The sequence below is a fragment of the Marivita sp. genome, from assembly GCF_020055675.1.
GTDB lineage: Bacteria > Pseudomonadota > Alphaproteobacteria > Rhodobacterales > Rhodobacteraceae > Marivita.
The window spans coordinates 1-18,744 of record NZ_JAIPUS010000016.1 but is presented as its reverse complement, the minus strand read 5'-3'; the positions used below and the strand labels follow the sequence as shown (position 1 = coordinate 18,744).

The 18,744-nt window shown below is 64.1% G+C and carries 18 protein-coding genes; 10 read left to right on the top strand and 8 right to left on the bottom strand.

Annotated features, from left to right (window positions below; genetic code table 11):
* Positions 1–54: 54 nt before the first annotated feature.
* On the bottom strand, positions 55–1,182 hold the full coding sequence (locus tag LCF59_RS11510; protein WP_292287643.1) for a class I SAM-dependent RNA methyltransferase: 1,128 nt from the start codon (positions 1,180–1,182) through the stop codon (positions 55–57).
* A gap of 305 nt (positions 1,183–1,487) precedes the next feature.
* On the opposite strand from LCF59_RS11510, the gene LCF59_RS11505 reads away from it, so the two are divergent.
* The 6 genes from LCF59_RS11505 (at position 1,488) to LCF59_RS11480 (ending at position 5,901) form a co-directional block, all read left to right on the top strand.
* A complete protein-coding gene (locus LCF59_RS11505; RefSeq protein ID WP_292287641.1) occupies positions 1,488–1,712 on the top strand; it encodes a hypothetical protein in 225 nt (74 codons plus the stop codon).
* A 3-nt stretch (positions 1,713–1,715) separates the two neighbouring features.
* Positions 1,716–3,086 carry a DUF2927 domain-containing protein gene (locus LCF59_RS11500; RefSeq protein ID WP_292287640.1) on the top strand — a complete coding sequence of 457 codons (1,371 nt, stop codon included), beginning with the start codon at positions 1,716–1,718 and terminating at the stop codon, positions 3,084–3,086.
* On the top strand, positions 3,083–3,250 hold the full coding sequence (locus tag LCF59_RS11495; protein ID WP_292287638.1) for an apolipoprotein acyltransferase: 168 nt from the start codon (positions 3,083–3,085) through the stop codon (positions 3,248–3,250). The genes LCF59_RS11500 and LCF59_RS11495 overlap by 4 nt, the downstream gene beginning before the upstream one ends.
* Before the next feature lie 94 nt (positions 3,251–3,344).
* The gene (locus tag LCF59_RS11490; RefSeq protein WP_292287636.1) at positions 3,345–4,529 is read left to right on the top strand and encodes a VWA domain-containing protein; all 1,185 of its coding nucleotides are present in this window, start codon (positions 3,345–3,347) and stop codon (positions 4,527–4,529) included.
* A gap of 65 nt (positions 4,530–4,594) precedes the next feature.
* Positions 4,595–5,026, top strand: coding sequence for an OsmC family protein (locus LCF59_RS11485; RefSeq protein WP_292287634.1), 432 nt, complete (start codon positions 4,595–4,597; stop codon positions 5,024–5,026).
* A 182-nt stretch (positions 5,027–5,208) separates the two neighbouring features.
* A complete protein-coding gene (locus LCF59_RS11480) occupies positions 5,209–5,901 on the top strand; it encodes a M48 family metalloprotease (protein WP_292287632.1) in 693 nt (230 codons plus the stop codon).
* A 75-nt stretch (positions 5,902–5,976) separates the two neighbouring features.
* Here LCF59_RS11480 and LCF59_RS11475 read toward each other — a convergent pair whose 3' ends face one another.
* Together LCF59_RS11475 and LCF59_RS11470 are read right to left on the bottom strand one after the other, a co-directional pair.
* Complete coding sequence (locus tag LCF59_RS11475; protein ID WP_292287630.1) at positions 5,977–7,149, bottom strand: hypothetical protein; 1,173 nt, start codon at positions 7,147–7,149, stop codon at positions 5,977–5,979.
* A gap of 3 nt (positions 7,150–7,152) precedes the next feature.
* Entirely contained in the window at positions 7,153–7,932 is a 780-nt protein-coding gene (locus LCF59_RS11470; protein WP_292287628.1) for an SDR family oxidoreductase, read from the bottom strand.
* Between the two features lie 134 nt (positions 7,933–8,066).
* Between LCF59_RS11470 and LCF59_RS11465 the strand changes: the two genes are divergently transcribed.
* The 4 genes from LCF59_RS11465 (at position 8,067) to LCF59_RS11450 (ending at position 13,845) form a co-directional block, all read left to right on the top strand.
* Positions 8,067–8,549, top strand: a complete 483-nt coding sequence (locus LCF59_RS11465) for a hypothetical protein (protein WP_292287627.1) — start codon at positions 8,067–8,069, stop codon at positions 8,547–8,549.
* A gap of 63 nt (positions 8,550–8,612) precedes the next feature.
* Positions 8,613–10,220, top strand: a complete 1,608-nt coding sequence (locus LCF59_RS11460) for a peptide chain release factor 3 (RefSeq protein ID WP_292287712.1) — start codon at positions 8,613–8,615, stop codon at positions 10,218–10,220.
* Between the two features lie 126 nt (positions 10,221–10,346).
* Positions 10,347–12,101, top strand: coding sequence for a glycosyltransferase family 2 protein (locus LCF59_RS11455; RefSeq protein WP_292287625.1), 1,755 nt, complete (start codon positions 10,347–10,349; stop codon positions 12,099–12,101).
* A 223-nt stretch (positions 12,102–12,324) separates the two neighbouring features.
* Entirely contained in the window at positions 12,325–13,845 is a 1,521-nt protein-coding gene (locus LCF59_RS11450) for a DEAD/DEAH box helicase (RefSeq protein ID WP_292287623.1), read from the top strand.
* Between the two features lie 45 nt (positions 13,846–13,890).
* Here LCF59_RS11450 and gph read toward each other — a convergent pair whose 3' ends face one another.
* The 5 genes from gph to LCF59_RS11425 all read right to left on the bottom strand — a co-directional run.
* Positions 13,891–14,547, bottom strand: a complete 657-nt coding sequence (gene gph, locus LCF59_RS11445) for a phosphoglycolate phosphatase (RefSeq protein WP_292287621.1) — start codon at positions 14,545–14,547, stop codon at positions 13,891–13,893.
* Positions 14,544–16,211 carry a ribonuclease J gene (locus LCF59_RS11440; RefSeq protein ID WP_292287619.1) on the bottom strand — a complete coding sequence of 556 codons (1,668 nt, stop codon included), beginning with the start codon at positions 16,209–16,211 and terminating at the stop codon, positions 14,544–14,546. Before LCF59_RS11440 ends, gph begins: the two co-directional genes overlap by 4 nt.
* Positions 16,212–16,214: 3 nt before the next feature.
* Positions 16,215–16,988: a type III pantothenate kinase gene (locus tag LCF59_RS11435; protein ID WP_292287617.1), complete on the bottom strand. Its 774-nt coding sequence runs from the start codon at positions 16,986–16,988 to the stop codon at positions 16,215–16,217.
* An 11-nt stretch (positions 16,989–16,999) separates the two neighbouring features.
* Positions 17,000–17,734: a biotin--[acetyl-CoA-carboxylase] ligase gene (locus LCF59_RS11430; protein WP_292287615.1), complete on the bottom strand. Its 735-nt coding sequence runs from the start codon at positions 17,732–17,734 to the stop codon at positions 17,000–17,002.
* A 125-nt stretch (positions 17,735–17,859) separates the two neighbouring features.
* On the bottom strand, positions 17,860–18,744 hold an 885-nt coding region (locus tag LCF59_RS11425; RefSeq protein ID WP_292287613.1), incomplete at its 5' end, for an NADH-quinone oxidoreductase subunit N.

Here is an 18,744-nt window from a genome sequence, read left to right as displayed (position 1 = left end):
AGCCCCCCCAACCCCCCCCGGGATATTTGCAAACCAGAGAAGCCCGGGACGCGCCTACTTCAGGGGGCCGGTCTGGAACAGCTGGATTTTCAGGCCGCCATGCGGGATCGGCGCGCTGACATTGCGGAAGTGCAGCCCGGTGGCGCGGGCCAGCCCCTTGTCGGAGGTGACGATGCCGACGCGCCAGCCCTTGAACCGCGCCGTCATCACCGCGCCAAAGCTGCCGTAAAGCGCAAAGAGCAACTTGCGATTGCCGATCCGCGCGCCGTAGGGCGGGTTCACGATGACAAGCCCCGGCGGACCATCGGGCGGCGCAAGATCGGCGATGGCCTGATGCGTGAAGCGCGTGCTCTCCGCAACGCCGGCACGCTCCGCGTTTTGCACCGCGTTCGAGATCGCACCGGCGTCGCGATCGAAGCCGTGGAAGGTCAAAGCGGTCCGGTTCGGGGCCAGGGTGTCGCTGCGAAGCTGCCCCCACGCACCCGCATCGAAACACGCCAGATTTTCGAACGCGAAAGACCGGTCCCGGCCCGGTGCGAGGCCCCTCGCGATTTCGGCGGCCTCGATCACGAAACTGCCCGAACCGCACATCGGGTCGACCACCGGTTCAGTGCCGTCATAGCGGCAGGCGCGCAGGAACAGCGCGGCCAGCGTCTCTCGCATCGGGGCTTTTCCGATGGATTGTTTGTGGCCGCGCTTGTGCAAAGCATCGCCGGACGTATCGAGGCTGATATCGCAGAGATCGTCTTCGATCCTGACGCGGACCACCAGCGCGGCCTTGTCCACGGGCGGCTGCCCCAGCGCATCTGCAATGGCATTGCACACGCGTTCGGTGGCGGCGCCCGCGTGGTAGATGCGCGATTTGCGGCAGGTCGCCTCGACCCGGTAGGGAATGTCGGCCCGCAGCAGGCTGGCCCAGTCGACCTTGCGGGCCCGCTTGTCGAGCTGCGCCAGGTGCATCGCACGGAACCGCGCGACCCGGGCCAAAACCCGACCGGCCCCGCGCAGCACAAGATTGGCGCGCCAGACCTCGGGCCAGCCGCCATCGCAGATCACCCCACCCGGCACGACGCGCGGGTTGGCAAAGCCCCGCGCCGCAACCTCGTCGCGCAGCAGCGGTTCCAGACCCGGAGGACCGGAGAGGAAAATCTCGATCGGGGCGTTCGGAGGCGGTGCAGTCATTCCAGCGCTTTATCCGGATTTCCCCCGGTCGGGTAGCCCATGACGATCACAGCTGATCATTTGCGCCAGGGGGGCTACGGGGTCTTCGAAGACAGGCCCGACCCTGGGTCTGTTGCGTCTTTGCACATCCCAAGCGCCTGTTTTCACCGCGTTTCATCGCCGATCGGAGCCAGCCGCGGACATTCTGCCCAGGAGTGATTCGCGGCCTCTGGCCAAAAAACACCGTTTCGCCCTAAGCTGTTCCCAAACGGGACAAAAAAACCGCGAATCATGACGTATTCGCAATGAGCAGGCAGGCTTCAGACATGTCCGACACATCCTTTGACGCGCGCGCCCCGCGTGCGGATGGCCATCATGCGTGGTCCCCGCTTTGGCGCGACGACCGGGCGTTGCATGAAACCCCGGTTGCAGATGCGGTTGATCACCGCCCCTTCGCGCGGCAGCCGGGCCCCGATCCGCGAGCGTTCAATCATGCTGCGCGGCGGGTATCCGGTCGGATCACCACCCTGCCCCCGGACCAAAGGGGCTGACCGATGCGCCGATTGCTCGTGCCGCTATTCCTGCTCTTGGGGGCCTGCCTGCCGGTCACCCAGTCCGAAACCGCGAGCCGCGCCGCCTTCGAGGACAGCAGCCTGCCGCCGATGAAGGTGTTTTCCGTGCCGCGCCCGCAGCCTGTGCAAGCGTCCAACGCGGATCTGGTGCGCGATTTCATGGAACTGTCCATGGCGCTGGAATCAGGGCGCGCGCTGGACAGCTTCACCCGGTTCGAAGGTCCGATCACCGTGCGCCTGCTCGGCGACGTGCCCGCCTCCGTGCCCAGCGATCTGGACCAGCTGCTGCACCGTTTGCGCCGCGAGGCCGGGATCGACATCGGCATCACCACCTCGGCCACGGCAAGCATCACCATCAACGCGGTGACACGCGCGCAAATCCGGCGGTTTCTGCCCCAGGCCGCCTGTTTCGTGGTGCCGAATGTCTCGACCCTGTCGGATTACCGACGGGCGCGCCGGTCGAATCGTGTCAATTGGAGCAAGATCGACAGCCGCACGCGGCTCGCGATTTTCCTGCCCAACGACGCCAGCCCGCAAGAGGCGCGCGACTGCCTGCACGAGGAGCTGGCACAGGCCTTGGGGCCGCTCAACGATCTCTACCGCCTGCCGAATTCGGTGTTCAATGACGACAATGTCCACGCGATCCTCACCGGGCATGACATGCTGATCCTGCGCGCCTATTACGACCCGGCCTTGCGCAACGGATTGTCGCGCTCCGAGGTCATGGACCACATCCCTGAGATCTTCGCGCGTCTGAATCCGCAAGGCGAGTCCCTGCCCCCGCGCCGCCCGGCGCGGACGCCGCGCCCCTGGATCGAGGCGATCCAGACCGCGTTCGGCCCGGGCGCCTCGCCCGGCGCGCGGCGGGCGGCGGCCACCGACGCGCTCAGCATCGCATCCGCCATGGGGTGGCAGGATCACCGCCGCGGTTTCACGCATTACGCGATGGGCCGGATCTATCAGGGCAGTGATCCCGCGAAGGCGCGCAGCCAATTCCTGCTGGCAGACAAGTATTTTTCCCGCACACCCCAGGCCGAGCTGCATCGCGCCTTTGTCGCGTCGCAGCTGGCCGCCTTTGCCCTGACCGAAAACCGCCCGGACGAGGCGATCGCCCTGACCGGGATGTCCATCGATCTCGCGGCACGGCATGAAAACGCGGCCCTTCTTGCAACGCTGCTGATGCTGCGGGCCGAAGCCCTTGATCTGGGCGGTCGTGCCTCGGCCGGCACGGATGTGCGTCTGGACAGTCTGGGATGGGCACGATACGGCTTCGGCTCGGACTGGTCGGTGCGCGCCAAGCTGCGCGAGATCGGTGCACTTAACCCGTTGAACAGGGCCAGGGGCAACTTATGATCGTTATCACCTTCATCATCATAGGCGCCCTTGTGGGCACCCTGACCGCGCGCAAACGCAAGGGCAGCAAGGCGGACATGCTGCAATACGGGACGGTCTACGCCATTGCCTTCGGGCTGGGCGGGCTGATCCTGACAATCCTTATCGAAAAACTGGTATTCTGATCGCGCCGGCACGGCGGCAAGCCCCGGAAGAAAGTGACAGGGCCGCGCCGGTCCATGGCTGGTCAGACCGCTGTGCAATTGCTAGGTCCGGGGCATGTTTGGTCCCTTCTTCGAGACGTTGCGCACCACCGGCGTGCCGGTGTCCTTGCGCGAATACCTGAGCTTTCTGGACGCGATGCGCGCCGGCTTGGCCACCTATGACCCCGAAGCCTTCTATTACCTCGCGCGGGCGGCGATGGTGAAGGACGAACGCCATATCGACCGCTTCGACCGCGCCTTCGCGGCCAGCTTCAAGGGGCTGGAGCATCTCGACGCCGAGGGTGTGCTCGACGCGCTCGACCTGCCGGAAGACTGGTTGCGCAAGATGGCTGAAAAGCACCTGAACGAGGCAGAAAAGGCCGAAATCGAGGCGCTTGGCGGGTTTGACAAGCTGATGGAGACGCTCAAGGACCGCCTAAAGGAACAGAAAGATCGCCACCAGGGCGGCAACAAATGGATCGGCACCGCCGGCACATCGCCGTTCGGCGCCCATGGCTACAACCCCGAAGGCGTGCGCATCGGGCAGGACAAGAGCCGCCACCAACGCGCGGTCAAGGTCTGGGACAAGCGCGAGTTCCGCAACCTCGACGACAGTGTCGAACTGGGCACCCGCAACATCAAGGTCGCTCTCAAACGCCTGCGCCGCTGGGCACGGGACGGGGCCGAGGACGAGCTTGATCTCGATGGCACGATCCGCGCCACGGCGGAACATGGGTATCTTGATGTTCGGACGCGCCCCCAGCGGCGCAACGCCGTCAAGGTCATTCTGTTCCTGGACGTCGGCGGATCGATGGACCCGCATGTCAAGGTGGTCGAAGAGCTGTTTTCCGCCGCGCGGGCCGAATTCAAGCATCTGGACCATTTCTACTTTCACAACTGTCTGTACGAAGGCGTCTGGCGCGACAATCGCCGCCGACGGGATGATGTGACACCGACCATGGAGGTGCTCAACACCTTCGGTCCGGACTACAAATGCATCTTCGTCGGCGATGCCAGCATGTCGCCCTACGAGGTTGCCTTTGCCGGTGGCGCCAATGAGCATTGGAACGCCGAGGCGGGGCAGGTCTGGTTAGAGCGGGCGCGCGCGCAATGGCCCAGCCATCTGTGGATCAACCCGACACCCGAACGGCACTGGCCCTACACGCAATCCATCCAGATGATCCGCCAGATCTTCGCGGAGGCAATGGTGCCCATGACGCTTGACGGCATTTCAAGCGGAATCCGGATCCTGGCCCGGTGACGGCCCGGAACCTTCGATCCCTGCCACGAGTTGGCAGCCAAATGCACGCAGCAGGAGATTCAACCATGATCAAGAAAACCGCAAGCGCCCATTGGAGTGGCGGCCTCAAGGACGGCGGCGGCAAGCTTTCGACCGAAAGCGGAGCACTGCACGATCATCGCTACGGCTTCAACACCCGCTTCGAGGGAGAGGCCGGCACCAACCCCGAAGAACTGATCGGCGCCGCGCATGCCGGGTGCTTTTCCATGGCCTTGTCGATGGTTCTGGGCGATTACGATGCAAAGGCCGAGGACATCGACACGCAGGCGACCGTTCACCTTGGCGAACAGGCCAGCGGCTTCGAGATCACCCGGATCGATCTGGACCTGACCGCGAAAATTCCCGGCATCAGCGAAAGCGATTTCCAGCAGGCCGCGAAAACGGCAAAGGAAAACTGCCCGGTTTCCAAGGTATTGGCCGGGGCAGAGATCACGCTGACCGCGAAACTGGACAGCTAGGCTGCGTCGCGCGAAACCGGGGGCGGTTTTTTGCGCTCTCCGGACAAGCGGGCTCGACCGGTCGCAGCGGGTCGCGTGAATGGCGGGGCCAGACCCCAGGTTTGGCCCGCCGAGGCGAAATCGGGGGCACTTGACGCGCATGTGTCTTGCCCCCGGCCCCGCCCCGCCCCATATCTGGTGGTATGTTGAAGCTCACCCCGATCATTCTTGCCGTTCTCTATGCGCTGGCAATGTACCATTTCTCGGTCTGGCGGACGAAACGCGAACTCGACGGCAAATCCACGGAATTGGCCGATCCCCGCCTCAAGGCCTTGACCGACCGTCTGGCCAAGGCGCTCGACCTGGAGCGTATCCGGGTGCACATATACGAAATCGACCCGGTGAACGGGCTTGCCGCCCCCGATGGCCGCATTTTCATCACCCGCGGGTTTTACCGCAAATACCAGAACGGCGACGTCACGGGCGAAGAACTGGCCAGCGTGATCGCGCATGAATTGGGGCATGTCGCCCTTGGCCATACCCGCCGCCGGATGATCGATTTTTCCGGCCAGAACGCCCTGCGCACCGCCTTGGCGATGATCTTGTCGCGGTTTCTGCCCGGTATCGGCGTCTGGATCGCCAATGGCCTTGCCACCTTGCTGGCCGCGGGCCTGTCTCGGGGCGATGAATACGAGGCGGACGCCTATGCGGCGGCGCTGCTGCACAAGGCGGGGATCGGCATCGACGCGCAGAAGTCACTCTTTACCAAGCTGGATGCGCTCACCCAATCGCGGGCCGGCGTGATGCCGGCCTGGCTCATGTCGCATCCCAAGACGACTGAGCGGATCGCGGCGCTGGACAAGCTCGAATCGCGCTGGTCCAACGCAACCTCCTGATCTTCTTCTCTTTCCAAATATGCAAATTCAACAGGGACCGCGGGCGCGGCGTCTGAAGTATCGCCGCGTCGGATGTCACCCCGATGGGTCCCGCCCCAACGGGGCCGCCAGCAGCTCGAACACGTCCTCGGCCCGGTCCTGTCCGTTCACCTGAACGACCACCCGATGCGGTCCCGGATGCAATGTGAAGGTCGAGGCGCGCCCCTTCAGCTTGTGCCGCTTGCTCAGCGTCACCGGAACGCCGGCGCGCAGCCGAGCCGTTTTCAGCTCGAACACCTTTTCGCCGCCGCGCCCGTTCGGGCGGTGGAACCGGAGTCGGTAATCGACCAGCACCGGAAGATCGTCCGCCGCCTCCAGCGTCACCGACACCTGCACAGCCTCTCCGACCGCAACCGGATCGGGGGACAGCGACAGACGCACCGAGATCTCGCGATCCTGCGCATAGCCCAGCAGGGTCAGCGCGCCGGGCTCACCGCGCTTGACCGCCGTGCGCAATGCGTGGCGCGTGATCCAGTCAAGCTCGCGCGGGGCCTGTCGCCCTTCGGCGGACCAGCCACGCAAACGCGCCACGACCCTGTCTGGCGCGGCGCGGGTCAGGTCGTTCAGGTGGTTCGCCACCGAGCGCGTCACGAACCGGGTCGGATCGGCATGCAGCGCATCGAGAAACCGCAGGGGCACACAGGGGTCCAGCGAGATGTTCTTTGCCCATGGCAGCCGCGGCCGCGTGCCCTCGCTCACCAATCTGCGGACATGGTAATTGTCATGCTCCACCCAGTGCTCCAGCCGCGCAAGCGTGGCTTCGGGCCACCGGTTGAGGAACGGCCGGATGTAGAACTCCATCGAGAACCGCTGCGTCGCTGCCTCCAGCAGATCAAGCGCCCGGTCGCGGTGATCTTCCAGCCCGTGTCGAACCGCCAGTATTCCGGGCACCGCATGGATGAAGCGCCCGAAATCATCATCAGTCAGGGTCGGATCGAGGATCGGCGGCATTGCCGCCTCAAGCGCCTCTGCCATGGCCGGAAAGCGCTGCGGCAACTGCGCCTCCAGGCAGGTCGCCAGCCACTCCATCCGCTGCATCAGCCCCCGCGATCGCAACCCCGCGAGGGCCTCTGCCTTGAACCTCTGCGCGTCGAACCCCGGCAGAACCGAAAACTCGGCGGCCAGGTCCGCAATGCTGCCGGCATTGAACAGCTCGTCCTTCAGCAAGACCCCCTGCGCCTGCCCCTTGCCGTCCGGTCCGCGCGCCACGGGTCAGATCGTGGCGTTTGTGGCGCCGCCATCCACGAGAATGTTCTGCCCCACGATGAAGCCGGCTTTTTCGGAACACAGGAACGCGCACATTGCGCCGAATTCCGACCGAGTGCCATACCGGCGTGTCGGGATTGTCGCCTGCCGGTTCTTGCGTGCATCCTCGACCGAGATGCCCTGCGCCTTGGCGACGCCGCCATCAAGCTGGTCGGCCCGGTCGGTCGCGTGGATGCCGGGCAGCATGTTGTTCACCACCACGCCGCTCGGCGCCACCTGACGCGCCGTGCCCGCGACATAGCCCGTCAGACCGGTGCGCGCCGCGTTCGACAGGCCAAGCGCCGGGATCGGAGCCTTGACCGACTGAGAGGTGATGTTGACCACCCGGCCCCAGCCGCGATCCATCATCCCCGGCATCAGCGCGGTCATTAGCGCGATCGGGGTCAACATGTTGGAATCAAGCGCGTTGATGAAATCCGTCCGGTCCCAATCCGACCACATTCCAGGAGGCGGGCCACCGGCGTTTGTCACAAGAATGTCTACATCTCCGGCCGCCTCGAGCACCCTGGCGCGGCCCTCTTCACTCACGATATCGGCGGCAACCGTGGTCACCTCGACCCCGTATTGTGTCCGGATTTCCTCGGCCGCGGCCTCCAGCGCCTCTGAACCGCGCGCATTCATGACGAGATTCACCCCGGCTTCGGCCAATGCCTCCGCGCAACCCCGTCCCAATCCCTTGCTCGACGCGCAGACAAGCGCCCGTTTTCCGCTGATCCCCAGATCCATTCGATCTCTCCACTGTGGTTATGATTGTCCGTTTAATACCACGGCACGCCCACAGCAGTGCCACAATTCCACGCGACCTTAAAGGCACTCGGGCTGGGAGCGTCCGAGATAGCCACTAGAATGAGTGTTTGGAAATGATGGTTGTACCGAGTACCCGCGAAACACAGTACCACGTCTGCTCAGCCGACGGGATTCGCGCCGAATTCGGCGTGTGCCGCGGCGAACCGATCCGCCAGTTTCAGGACCTTGTCCTGGGCGACATCTACCTTGCGAAACCCGACGCCACATGGACCGAAGCCGGCGCGCAGGACGATAACCTGAGTGGCTTTACCATAGACCTGGCAGCCAACCTTCCGCTGCGCGGATTGACCAATCTCGCGCATCTGGTGTTCATGACGACAACCGGTCGCCGCGCGGATGCCTATGCCGCAGTCTGCGACGGGCATCTGTATTTCGTCTGCGAACATCCCTTCCAGCACGCCACCGAATATGTCCTGATCGACATCAACGCCCGCAGCGATGGCTTCGTGCCCGCGGTCGTGCCCACCCCAGCGAGGCAGGCCGACGCGCCCGCCCCAAGACCGCAGGTGGTGGAAACCCTGCGCAAGATCGGCTGATCCGGGGCCGCGACAGCGGCACCGCTTATGGACAATGCGGCACCCGCCGCCTATACGCGCGCCATGCTGGACACCGTTTCAAATCGCCCCGACCTGCCCGCCGAAATCGCCCGGCGGCGCACCTTTGCCATCATCTCGCACCCCGATGCCGGCAAGACGACACTGACCGAGAAATTCCTACTCTACGGTGGCGCGATCCAGATGGCGGGACAGGTGCGCGCCAAGGGCGAAGCGCGGCGCACGCGCTCGGATTACATGAAGATGGAACAGGACCGGGGCATTTCGGTCTCGGCCTCGGCCATGTCCTTCGATTTTCGCGACTTCCGGTTCAACCTGGTGGACACCCCCGGTCACTCCGACTTCTCGGAGGACACGTACCGCACGCTCACCGCGGTGGATGCCGCCGTGATGGTGATCGACGGGGCGAAAGGGGTGGAAAGCCAGACGCAAAAGCTGTTCGAGGTCTGCCGCCTGCGCGACCTGCCGATCCTGACCTTCTGCAACAAGATGGACCGGGAAAGCCGCGATACATTCGATATCATCGACGAGATCCAGGAAAACCTCGCCATCGACGTGACCCCTGCAAGCTGGCCCATCGGCGTGGGGCGTGATTTTCTTGGCTGCTATGATCTGTTGCGCGACCGGCTGGAACTGATGGACCGCGCCGACCGCAACAAGGTCGCGGAAAGTATTGAAATCAACGGGCTGGACGATCCGAAACTGGCCGAACACGTGCCTGCGCAATTGCTCGACCAATTGCGCGAAGAGGTCGAAATGGCGCGCGAACTGTTGCCGGCCCTGAACCCGCAAGCGGTGCTCGAAGGCCATATGACCCCGATCTGGTTCGGATCGGCGATCAACTCTTTCGGGGTCAAGGAATTGATGGACGGGATCGGCACATACGGGCCCGAACCACAACCGCAAAAGGCAACACCACGGCAAATTCTTCCCGAAGAAACAAAGGTTTCCGGCTTTGTCTTCAAGGTTCAGGCCAACATGGATCCCAAGCACCGGGACCGCGTTGCGTTCCTGCGCATGGCGTCGGGGCACTTCAAGCGCGGCATGAAACTGACCCATGTGCGCAGCAAGAAACCGATGACCGTATCAAACCCGGTTCTGTTCCTCGCCGCCGACCGCGAACTCGCCGAAGAGGCCTGGGCCGGCGACATCATCGGCATTCCGAACCACGGCCAGCTGCGCATTGGCGACACGCTCACCGAGGGCGAAGCGTTGAAGGTGACAGGGATTCCGTCCTTTGCGCCGGAATTGCTGCAATCGGTCCGCGCCGGCGATCCGATGAAAGCAAAACACCTGGAAAAAGCGCTCAACCAATTCGCCGAGGAAGGCGCCGCCAAGGTGTTCAAGCCGATGATCGGGTCCGGCTTCATCGTCGGTGTCGTCGGCGCCCTGCAATTCGAAGTGCTGGGCAGCCGGATCGAGCTGGAATACGGCCTGCCCGTCCGGTTCGAAGCGTCGCAATTCACCTCCGCCCGCTGGGTGCATGGTGACAAGGCCGCGGTGGACAAGCTGGTCAACGCCAACAAGCAGCACATGGCCGAGGACAACGACGGCGACATGGTCTACCTGACCCGCCTGCAATGGGACATTGACCGCATCGGGCGGGATTACCCGGATGTGACCCTGTCGGCGACCAAGGAAATGATGGTGTGACGCAAGACCGCCGCGCCGCACGCCAGTCCGACAACGCGTGCCGCGCGGCGGGCAAACCGCTTCAAAAAGGCGGATCGACACGTCTTTTCCGTTGATCCAACCGACCCGCTTCGGCACTCTGCCGCCATGAGCAGACGCGACACGCCGAACCCCGCCTATCCCGATGGGCTGCCCGGCATTCTGGAGCATATGAACACCCGCCGCGCGCCGCTTGGATTTGCCGAGGGCGAAGCGCTTCCTCCGCTCGATTGTGATCTGGATGCGCTGGCCCGGACCACCGTGACCCTGCCCGGCGACAGCCCCCGCACGCGGTCGGACAATTCGCGGAAAACCTGGGACCTCGCGCGCGAACTGGAAGGCCAGAGCGCACTTTTGCACCTCAATGCCCTGCTCATCGCGCATCTGCGCAAACGCAGCCAGCCAGCCCACACCGCCGACCTGTTCGTGCGGCTGTGGACCGAACACGCCCGGACCCTGATCGACACGATGGACCTGCGCTGGAAAGTCTCCAGCCTCACCACCTTCGGCGATCACGGCAAGACACCGGCACAGCGCAGCGCGGGCCTGGGTCTGTCGACCCTGTTCAACATGATGAAGCTCTACGAAAGCGAACGCTTGTATTCCGGACGCGCGGCAGAGCGGCCCTTCACCCTCGATGGCCGGTCCAACAGCCCCCTGCCGCTCGAGATGGACGCGTTTTCGCTCATCGATGGCGGGCTGGACATGAACCTGATCGGACGGCTGTGGCAAGAGGCGGACCGCGATCCGGTGATCCGCCCATTGGCGCATGACATGCTGGAGCGGCTGATCGACGATCCCCGCACCGTGTTCCGCCGGCTGCGCCGTCTGCGCAGCCGCAAGCTGCGCCGCATGGAGCAGGCAAAGGACAGCGCGCCCCCGGCGCGCGGCGTGACCGTGACGATTCCGAAACCGCGCGGCGGCACACCGCGCTGGGGGGTGGTCTGCACCACCAACGCCCCCGTGCACGAGGTGGTCCGCTTCGTCGCACATCACCTCGATATCGGCGCGACGCGCATCTATCTCTATCTCGATGCCCCGGACCCCGAGACGACACGGCGGCTCAAGCCGCATCCGCAAGTGGACCTGACGCTTTGCGACGCCGCCTATTGGCAAGAGACGGGCAAGAGCCGACCCGACGCGCACCAGGTGCGCCAGATCTTCAACGCCACGCGCGCCTTGAAACGCGCCGCCGCCGATCTGGATTGGCTCGGCCATATCGATACCGATGAATTCGTGCTGAGCGCGCACGCCCTCTCGGATTTGCTGAAAGCCGTGCCAGCCGACATCGCCGGTGCGCGTCTCCACCCGGCCGAGGCGCTGGCGTCTGCCAAACCGGGGGTCAGCCCGACGCATTTCAAGCTGCGCACCATTTCCGACGGCGTGCCGCCCACCGCCATTCACGATGTCTATCCCACGTTCGGCAGCTACCTGCGCGGCGGCTTTCTCAGCCATCTCGCCGGCAAGGTCTTCGTCCGAACCGGGCTCGGCGATATCCGGCTCGCCATTCACCGCCTGCGTTTCAATGGCGAGGACGTGAGCAACATGGCTGTGCTGGACGGCGCCCATATCGGCCACCTGCACGCGCCGGATTGGGACAATTTCCAATCCAAGCTCGATTTTCGCCACTCGAAAGGCTCTTATCGACCCAAGAACAACGACCCGGAAAAGAGCATCGGGCATCTGCTGCAATACCTGCGCGACGAAGAGGGCGAACCCGGTTTACGCCAGTTCTTCGAGGAAATGTGCCTCGACACGCCTGCCCTGCGCAACCGGCTGAAACGGCACAACCTGTTGCTCGACCCCGGTTTCGATCCCGACAGCGCCGTCAAACGCGTGTTCGGCGACCCGGGCTCACCTTGACAGCCCGGGAACGATCCATCTCCCCAACCCGTTATTGTTGCGAGAACGCTACCCCAAGCCGCGTTTTGCGCGCTCATCACTGCGGGCACATGCAGGTGCATTGACCCGCCTTGAAAGCCAGAGTAAACACGCCCGTGATCGAAACCGTGGACAGACACGGGGCCGGACGGGCCGGATCACAACAGACGCACGGGCACAGTCGGTCCGTGAACAACGGATACACATGACAAAATTCTCTGAGCTGAACCTCAACCCGAAAGTTCTCAAAGCTGTCGAAGAGGCCGGCTACGACACGCCGACCCCCATTCAGGCAGGCGCCATTCCACCCGCTCTCGAAGGGCGCGACGTTCTGGGTATCGCCCAGACCGGCACTGGCAAGACCGCCAGCTTCACATTGCCGATGATCACCCTTCTGGCCCGTGGCCGGGCACGCGCGCGGATGCCCCGCAGCCTCGTGCTCTGCCCGACACGCGAACTCGCAGCCCAGGTGGCGGAAAACTTCGACACATATGCAAAACACGTGAAGCTCACGAAAGCGCTGCTTATTGGCGGCGTCAGCTTCAAGGAACAGGACGCGTTGATCGACAAGGGCGTGGATGTGCTGATCGCCACGCCGGGCCGCCTGCTCGACCATTTCGAACGCGGCAAGCTGTTGCTGACCGGCGTGCAGGTCATGGTCGTCGACGAGGCTGACCGCATGCTCGACATGGGGTTCATTCCCGACATCGAACGCATCTTCTCGCTCACCCCGTTCACCCGCCAGACGCTGTTCTTTTCCGCCACCATGGCCTCCGAGATCGAGCGCATCACCAACACGTTCCTGTCGGGCCCGGCCCGGATAGAAGTGGCCCGGCAAGCCAGCGCCTCAGAAACCATCGAACAAGGCGTTGTCAAGTTCAAGGCATCCCGCCGCGACCGCGAGGGCACCGAGAAACGCAACCTGCTGCGCGCATTGATCGACGGCGAAGGCGAACGGTGCACCAATGCCATCGTCTTCTGCAATCGCAAGTCGGACGTGGATATCGTCGCCAAATCGCTGAAGAAACATGGCTACGACGCGGCTCCGATCCATGGCGATCTTGACCAGTCACAGCGCACCAGGACCCTTGACGGGTTCCGCGACGGCAGCCTCAAGTTCCTGATCGCGTCGGACGTGGCCGCGCGCGGGCTCGACGTTCCAGCCGTGAGCCACGTGTTCAACTTCGATGTGCCGAGCCATGCCGAAGACTACGTCCACCGGATTGGCCGCACCGGCCGTGCCGGGCGCGATGGCAAGGCGTTGATGATTTGCGCGCCGAAGGATGAAAAGAATTTGGACGCCATCGAACGTCTGCTGGAAAAGGCCATCCCGCGTGTCGACAACCCGCTGGGCGAACCATCCGCCGAGGCCGCCGAAGACGACAACACCAAAGCGGCCAGCGCCAAGGACGACAGCTCCGGCAAAGCGCGCCGATCACGCGGGGGGCGTGGCCGCTCCAAAGCCTCGGACAAGACCACGGCAGAACCGCAGACCCAAAGTGCGAAGCCAGATGCCCCCGAAGCCCAGGCTGACGCGCAGACAACCGGCAGCCAGGAGGAAAAATCCCCCGACAAGCCGGTGGAAAAGCCGGCGGACAAGTCGACCAGCCCCAAAACGCGCAATCGCCGCAATGATCGCGGCGGGCGGGACAACAATGTCGTCGGTATGGGCGACCACCTGCCCTCGTTCATCGCCATGAGCTTTGACCAGCGCCGCGCGGGGTAATCCGCCCGGCGAAACGGCAACAGCCTACCGGATCAGACACCGGTCTCAGAACCGGCGGATATGCCGCGTGCAAAGCTCCGGCAGGTGGCTGAAATCGCCGAACAGGGCGTCATGCGGGATATCCGATACCGGCATTGTCCGAATCCCCCCGGTGAAAAGCAGGAACGGAATCGCCGCTCTTTGCGCTGTTTCGGCATCCACGTCACTGTCCCCGACATAGACGCCCTCGGTCGCGCCCATCCGCTCGAACCCCAAATGCAAAGGCGCCGGATCGGGTTTGCGCATCGGCAAGGTATCGCCCGCGATAATCGTATCGAACCAGCGGCCCAGATCAAGCGCGTCCAGCACGGCCTGCAACGGGCCACTCGGCTTGTTGGTGCACAGGCCCAGGGCAAGTCCGCATTCCCGCAGGGTCGACATCATGTCCAGCACACCGGGAAAGACCCGCGTGCGCCCGGTATTGGCCTTGTATAGCACCATGAACCGCGCCATCAGGGCATCATAGCGTGCCCTTTCAAGACCTGTCGCCGTGATCAAACGGTCAAGAAAGACCTTTTCGCCCATGCCGACAAAACTCCCGATCCGCGATTGAGGAAGGGGGGCGACCCCTTCCTCCTCCAGAAGCGCATTGGCGGCGGCCGCAATGTCCGGCAGGCTGTCGATCAGCGTGCCGTCCAGATCAAAGACAACCGCGCGTGTCACGCCACACGGCTGACGACCACGGTCACCTCGGGCTTCTTGCCGATCTCGGCCTGCGCGGTCTGGCGCGCAATCCGGCGCAACCCTTCCTCGAGCTTGCCGTCATCCGCGAGCGTCTTGTCCCCGGCGCGCCCGATGAATTGCGACAGGTCCTCTTCCAGCGCATCCACCAGCGGCGCAGTGTTGCGGCCCGTCTCCGGCAGGCCCATCACCTCGCACCAGGGCTCACCCAGCATCTCGTCATCTTCGTCAAGGATCACGGTGATGATCACATGCCCGTTCAGCGCCATGCGAATCCGGTCCCGCACGATCCCGTCCAACGCACCGATCTTCACCGATCCATCCAGGTAGGTCCGGCCCGTATCGACATATTCAGCCACCACCGGCTCTTTGCCCGACAGGTCCATCATCATGCCATTGACCGCGAGCACACCCTTGCGGCCCGCCGCCCCGGCCAGCTTGACATGCGCGCGCAAATGCCGGTGCTCGCCATGCATCGGCACCACAAGCTGCGGGTTGACCAACGTATGCATCGTCTCCAGGTCGGGCCGGTTCGCATGCCCCGACACGTGATACTTCCCCGAACTGTCATCCACCACGTCCACCCCCTGCTCGGAAAAGGCATTCATGATCTGGATCACACCGCGCTCGTTGCCCGGAATGGTCTTGGACGAGAACAGGAAAAGATCGCCTTCGGCCATGGTCAGCCCCTGGAACTTGCCACGCGCCAGTTGCGCAGACGCCGCGCGCCGTTCCCCTTGGCTGCCCGTGACGATCAGCATCAGGTTCTCGCGCGGGATCTGCGTGGCCTCCTCGGGGCTGACAACGCTGGGAAACCCATCCAGCACCCCGGTCTTGATCGATGCCTCGATCATGCGCCGCATCGCGCGCCCCATAAGACAGACCGACCGCCCGGCGCGCACCGCCGCCTCGGCCAGTGTCTTTACCCGCGCCACGTTGGACGCAAAGGTCGTTGCGACAACCATGCCGGTCGCATCCCTGACCAGCGCTTCGATCTCCGGACCCACGCTGGATTCGGACCGCCCTTCGTGCTCCGAGAACATGTTGGTGGAATCGCAGACCAGCGCCTTGACGCCCGATTTGCCGATCTCTTCCCACATGCCGCGATCGAACGCTTCGCCCACCACCGGTGTCTCGTCGATCTTGAAATCCCCGGAATGCACCAAACGCCCCTGCGGCGTGTCGATCACAAGGCCCGAGCTTTCGGGGATCGAATGCGAAATCGGCACGAACCCGACCGTGAACGGTCCCGCCGCGACAGTCTCTGGCCAGGGCGACACGGTCCGCACCGTCTCCGGGGAATGGCCATGCTCATCCATCTTGAGCCGCGCGATATGCGCCGTGAACGGCCGCGCGTAGATCGGCGCGCCCAGCTCCTCCCAGAAATGGCCCACCGCGCCGACATGGTCCTCATGCGCATGCGTGATGAAGATCGCGTCAAGCCGGTCCCGCCGCTCCTTGAGCCAGGCTATATCCGGCAGGATCAGGTCCACACCCGGCGTGCTGTCCATGTCCGGGAAGGTCACACCCAGGTCGACGAGGATCAATCGCTCCTTCCCGGGTTTGCCATAGCCATAGACATAGGCATTCATACCGATTTCCCCCGCCCCGCCCAGGGGCAGATAGATGATCCGTTCACCGCTCATGATTTATCCGTTCGCTTTGTTATAGGCATGTATGACCGTCAATCCATGCATTGTCAGATCATCTTCCACCGTGTCAAATAGCAGCTCACCCTGCGCGAACAAGGGGGCAAGCCCGCCAGTTCCGATCACCTGCATGGGGCGTCCGTATTCCGCCTTGATCCGCGCCGTGATCCCTTGGATCAGCCCGACATAGCCCCAGAACACACCCGACTGGATACAGGCCACCGTGTTGGTGCCGATCACGCGCTCGGGCTGCGAAATATCCACATGCGGCAAAGCCGCTGCGCCCTGGTGCAACGCCTCCAGGCTCAGGTTCACGCCCGGCGCGATCACGCCGCCGACATAGGCGCCATCCTCTGCCACCACGTCGAAATTGGTGGCTGTGCCGAAATCCACCACCACGGTGTCACCGCCATGCCGGTCGAACGCCCCGGCCGCATTGGCCAGACGGTCCGGCCCCACGCCGGTGCCCGGATCCACTCGCGGCGCATGTGGCAACAGGCATTCCGGCTTGCCCACCACGACAGGCCGCACGCCGAAGAACCGATCGGAAAACACGCGCAGGTTCCAGACCACGCGCGGCACGGTGGACGAGATGATCACGTCCGAGATATCGGGCTTGATCCCGTAATGGCCGATCAAGGTCGAAAACCATGTGAAATAGGCATCGGCCGTGCGTCCATGATGGGTCGAGGTGCGCAGCGTGCACAGGAACCGCTCCCCGTCCCAGATCGAAAACACGGTGTTGGTGTTGCCGCAGTCGATACACAAAAGCATGGCCCAGCCCTTCAGAAGAAGATGTCCGCCGCCGCGATGGATTGGCGGGATGACGCCGTGTTTAAGACGATCCGCCCCTCTGCGTCCACTGTCTCGAACGTGCCGGTGATCTCCGTCGTGCCGAACCGCGCGGTCACCACCTCGCCCAACCGCGCTGCGCGGTCCAGCCAGGCGGCGCGAATCGGCGAAAACCCGTAGGTCACGAACTGCGCCTCATGCCGGGCATAGGCCGCCGCAAGCCGGTCCAGGAAGACCTCCGGCGCCACCTCGACACCAAGCACCGATTGCACCGATACCGGCGCAACCGCACCCGGCTCCACCTCCGCACTGCCCGGCGCGGCCGCAAGGTTCACGCCAAATCCGATCGCCAGGTGCCCGCCACGGCTCTCCAGCAGGATGCCCGCCACCTTGCCACCGGTTAAAAGCACGTCATTCGGCCATTTCAAAGCCAGTCCCGCGACGCGACCCGACACCGAGACAAGCGCATCGTAAAGCCCCAGCGCCGCCACGAAACTGCGCAGCGCCCGCCGGTCCGGCGCATCCGGGGTCGGCAACACAAGCGTGGCCGCGAAATTTCCCGCCAAACTGACCCAGGGCCGCCCGCGACGTCCGCGCGCCGCCGTCTGCCGTCGCGCGCAAATCCAAGTCGGCCCGGCCAGCGTTGGCGCCTGCCGCGCCGCCTCCGCCATGGTGCTCTCCACCGCGTCCAGCATCTGCCGGTCGTATCCCGCCGGCCAGTCAGCCACCCGCCGCTGCGCCTTCATCTTGCCGGGTAAACTCCCGCCGGAGGCACCGCGCGCCGCGCAGCGGTGCGCAATAATCGACGAGACGCGCCAAGGGCGCGTCACATCTTGTGGGGCCGGACACCGGGTCAGTCGACAAGAGTCGCCGCAGCCGCAGCCGCAGCCCCTTCGATCCCGAAAAGATTGACGACCCCCACCACCATGATCGCGGCGCTGGCCATCAACATGCCCCAGAGTACCGGCGATTTGGCCTTGTCCAGCACGTCGTCGCGCTCTTCGCCGAAATACATGTAAAAGACGATCCGCAGGTAATAAAACGCCCCGATCACCGAGGCGACGACCCCGGCAATCGCCAGCCAGGCCAGTCCGGCGTCATAGGCCGCGCGCAGCACGTAGAATTTGCCGAAAAATCCCACCAGGGGCGGCACCCCGGCCAGGCTGAACAACAGGATCAGCATCGCCAGTGCCTTGCCCGGCTCACGCTTGGAATACATGTTCAGCGACGCGATGTTCGACACCGGCTGGCCGTCCCGTTGCATCGACAGGATAAAGGCAAAGGTGCCGACGTTCATGGTCACATAGATCGCCATGTAGATCAGCATCGCCTGCACACCGAACGCCGTACCGGCCGCAAGCCCCATCAGCGCATAGCCCATATGGGCAATCGACGAAAACGCCATCAGACGCTTGATGTCAGTCTGGCCGATGGCGGCAATACCGCCAAGGAACATGGACAGCACCGACAAAAGCGCGATCACCTGGCTCCAGTCGCCGACCGCTTGCCCGAACGCATCATGCATGACCCGTGCGAACAGCGCCATCGCCGCGACCTTGGGCGCGGTGGCAAAGAACGCCGTGACGGGTGTGGGCGAGCCTTCGTAGACATCGGGCGTCCACATGTGGAACGGCACCGCCGAGACCTTGAACGCAAGGCCCGAGATCAGGAACACGAGGCCAAACAGCAACCCGAGCGATACCTCGCCCCCGGCCGCGGTCTGGATGATCCCCGAGAA

Excerpts from the sequence above, each read along its gene's own strand:
- LCF59_RS11510 (WP_292287643.1), bottom strand. The coding sequence starts at position 1,182 with ATGACTGCACCGCCTCCGAACGCCCCGATCGAGATTTTCCTCTCCGGT.
- LCF59_RS11505 (WP_292287641.1), top strand. The coding sequence starts at position 1,488 with ATGTCCGACACATCCTTTGACGCGCGCGCCCCGCGTGCGGATGGCCAT.
- LCF59_RS11500 (WP_292287640.1), top strand. The coding sequence starts at position 1,716 with ATGCGCCGATTGCTCGTGCCGCTATTCCTGCTCTTGGGGGCCTGCCTG.
- LCF59_RS11495 (WP_292287638.1), top strand. The coding sequence starts at position 3,083 with ATGATCGTTATCACCTTCATCATCATAGGCGCCCTTGTGGGCACCCTG.
- LCF59_RS11490 (WP_292287636.1), top strand. The coding sequence starts at position 3,345 with ATGTTTGGTCCCTTCTTCGAGACGTTGCGCACCACCGGCGTGCCGGTG.
- LCF59_RS11485 (WP_292287634.1), top strand. The coding sequence starts at position 4,595 with ATGATCAAGAAAACCGCAAGCGCCCATTGGAGTGGCGGCCTCAAGGAC.
- LCF59_RS11480 (WP_292287632.1), top strand. The coding sequence starts at position 5,209 with ATGTTGAAGCTCACCCCGATCATTCTTGCCGTTCTCTATGCGCTGGCA.
- LCF59_RS11470 (WP_292287628.1), bottom strand. The coding sequence starts at position 7,932 with ATGGATCTGGGGATCAGCGGAAAACGGGCGCTTGTCTGCGCGTCGAGC.
- LCF59_RS11465 (WP_292287627.1), top strand. The coding sequence starts at position 8,067 with ATGATGGTTGTACCGAGTACCCGCGAAACACAGTACCACGTCTGCTCA.
- LCF59_RS11460 (WP_292287712.1), top strand. The coding sequence starts at position 8,613 with ATGCTGGACACCGTTTCAAATCGCCCCGACCTGCCCGCCGAAATCGCC.
- LCF59_RS11455 (WP_292287625.1), top strand. The coding sequence starts at position 10,347 with ATGAGCAGACGCGACACGCCGAACCCCGCCTATCCCGATGGGCTGCCC.
- LCF59_RS11450 (WP_292287623.1), top strand. The coding sequence starts at position 12,325 with ATGACAAAATTCTCTGAGCTGAACCTCAACCCGAAAGTTCTCAAAGCT.
- LCF59_RS11440 (WP_292287619.1), bottom strand. The coding sequence starts at position 16,211 with ATGAGCGGTGAACGGATCATCTATCTGCCCCTGGGCGGGGCGGGGGAA.
- LCF59_RS11435 (WP_292287617.1), bottom strand. The coding sequence starts at position 16,988 with ATGCTTTTGTGTATCGACTGCGGCAACACCAACACCGTGTTTTCGATC.